The 2,496-nt window shown below is 74.1% G+C and carries 2 protein-coding genes; both read left to right on the top strand.

Annotated elements, in window-relative coordinates:
* The first annotated feature begins 33 nt into the window (after window positions 1–33).
* Window positions 34–1,923 carry a glutamine--fructose-6-phosphate transaminase (isomerizing) gene (glmS, locus tag ABEB16_RS14580; protein WP_345712963.1) on the top strand — a complete coding sequence of 630 codons (1,890 nt, stop codon included), beginning with the start codon at window positions 34–36 and terminating at the stop codon, window positions 1,921–1,923.
* A gap of 82 nt (window positions 1,924–2,005) precedes the next feature.
* Complete coding sequence (locus ABEB16_RS14575; RefSeq protein WP_345712962.1) at window positions 2,006–2,371, top strand: holo-ACP synthase; 366 nt, start codon at window positions 2,006–2,008, stop codon at window positions 2,369–2,371.
* Window positions 2,372–2,496 lie beyond the last annotated feature (125 nt).

The raw sequence follows: 2,496 nt of genomic DNA, 5'->3' as shown, positions 1-2,496 counted from the left end.
TCCCGCCCAGCCCGGCCACCTACGCTCTGTCCCATGTGCGGCATCGTGGGATTCGTCGGGACCTCGACCCGGGACGGCAGCGGGACCCCCGGGGCGGGCGCGCCCGAGGGGTGCGCCGTCGTCCTCGACGGGCTGCGGCGGCTGGAGTACCGGGGCTACGACTCGGCGGGCATCGCGGTGCTCGACGCCGACGGCGGGCTGGCGGTGCGCAAGCGCGCCGGGAAGCTGGCCAACCTCGTCGGGCTGCTCGAGGCCGAGGCGCTGCCGCCCTCGACGACGGCCATCGGCCACACCCGCTGGGCCACCCACGGCGGCCCCACCGACGCCAACGCCCACCCCCACGTCGACGCCGCCGGCCGCCTCGCGGTGATCCACAACGGCATCGTGGAGAACTTCGCCGCGCTCAAGGCCGAGCTCGTCGCCGACGGCGTGCCCTTCACCAGCGAGACGGACACCGAGGTGGTGGCCCACCTGCTGGCCGCCGCGCACGAGCGGACCAAGGACCTCACCGAGGCGATGCTGGAGGTCTGCCGCCGGCTGGAGGGCGCCTTCACCCTGCTCGCGGTGCACGCCGACCAGCCCGGCACGATCGTCGGTGCCCGGCGCAACTCCCCCCTCGTCGTCGGGCTGGGCGAGGGCGCCAACTACCTCGGCTCCGACGTGGCGGCGTTCATCGCGCACACCCGCGAGGCGATGGAGCTGGGCCAGGACCAGGTCGTCACCATCACCGCCGACGACGTCGCGGTGCGCGGCTTCGACGGCGAGCCCACCACCGGGCGCCGCTTCCACGTCGACTGGGACGCCGCGGCCGCGGAGAAGGGCGGCTTCCCCAGCTTCATGGCCAAGGAGATCCACGACCAGCCGCAGGCCGTCGCCGACACGCTGCTCGGGCGCACCGACGCCACCGGCCGCCTAGTCCTGGACGAGATGAAGCTCGACGAGTCCGTCCTGCGCAGCATCGACAAGATCGTCGTCGTGGCCTGCGGCACCGCCGCGTACGCCGGGCAGGTCGCCAAGTACGCCGTCGAGCACTGGTGCCGCATCCCCTGCGAGGTGGAGCTGGCCCACGAGTTCCGCTACCGCGACCCGGTCGTGGACCAGAACACCCTCGTCGTGGCGATCTCCCAGTCCGGCGAGACCATGGACACGATCATGGCGGTGCGCCACGCCCGCGAGCAGGGCGCGCGGGTGCTGGCGATCTGCAACACCAACGGCTCCACCATCCCCCGCGAGTCCGACGCGGCGCTCTACACCCACGCCGGGCCGGAGATCGCCGTCGCCTCCACCAAGGCGTTCCTCGCGCAGATCACCGCCTGCTACCTGCTGGGCCTGTACCTGGCGCAGCTGCGGGGCAACAAGTTCGCCGACGAGGTGGGCGACGTGCTGGCCCAGCTGCACGAGATGCCCGCCAAGGTGCAGGAGGTGCTCGACCGGCTGGAGGAGGTCCGCGCGCTGGCCCGCTCGATGGCCGACACCCGATCGGTGCTGTTCCTGGGCCGCCACGTGGGTTTCCCCGTGGCGATGGAGGGCGCGCTGAAGCTGAAGGAGCTGGCCTACATCCACGCCGAGGGGTTCGCCGCCGGCGAGCTCAAGCACGGCCCCATCGCGCTCGTGGAGGAGGGGCAGCCGGTGTTCGTCGTCGTGCCCTCCCCGCGCGGGCGGGACTCCCTGCACGCGAAGATCGTCTCCAACATCCAGGAGATCCGCGCCCGCGGCGCCCGCACCATCGCCATCGCCGAGGACGGCGACGAGGCCGTGGAGCCGTACGCCGACACCGTGCTGCGCGTGCCGCAGTCCTCCACGCTGCTGTCCCCGCTGCTGTCGGTGGTGCCGCTGCAGGTGTTCGCGTGCGAGCTGGCCACCGCCAAGGGCCTCGACGTCGACCAGCCGCGCAACCTCGCCAAGTCCGTCACCGTGGAGTGAGGGTGCGCCGACCCCGCTGAACCGGCCGTGCGGGCGCGTGCCACCCTGGCCCGGCACGAACGCCGTGCGGAGGGGGTGGCTGGTGATCGTCGGCGTGGGCATCGACGTGGTCGACATCGCGCGGTTCGTGCGCCAGGTGGAGCGCACCCCGCAGCTCGTGGACCGGCTGTTCGGCGACGGTGAGCGCGGGCTGCCACCGGAGTCGCTGGCGGCCCGCTTCGCCGCGAAGGAAGCCGTCGCCAAGTCCCTGGGCGCACCGGTGGGCCTGCGCTGGACCGACGTGGTCGTCGTCCGCGAGGAGGGCGGCCGGCCCCGGGTGGAGGTCAGCGGCCGCGTCGCCGCCCGGGCCGCCGAGCTGGGGGTGCAGCACTTCCACCTGTCCCTGTCCCACGACGCGGGCATCGCGACCGCGATGGTGGTCGCCGAGGGCGCCGGGCGGCCGTCGTGATCGCCGCGCACCGGGTGGCCGACGTCCGCGCCGCCGAGGCGGCGGCCCGCGCCGCGCTGCCGGCGGGCACCCTCATGCAGCGGGCCGCCACCGCCCTCGCCGTCGCGTGCGCGCAGGAGCTGCGC

Origin of the sequence: Kineococcus glutinatus (assembly GCF_039542765.1) — a bacterium.
Classification (GTDB): domain Bacteria; phylum Actinomycetota; class Actinomycetes; order Actinomycetales; family Kineococcaceae; genus Kineococcus_A; species Kineococcus_A glutinatus.
This window is presented reverse-complemented; position numbering and strand designations above follow the sequence as displayed.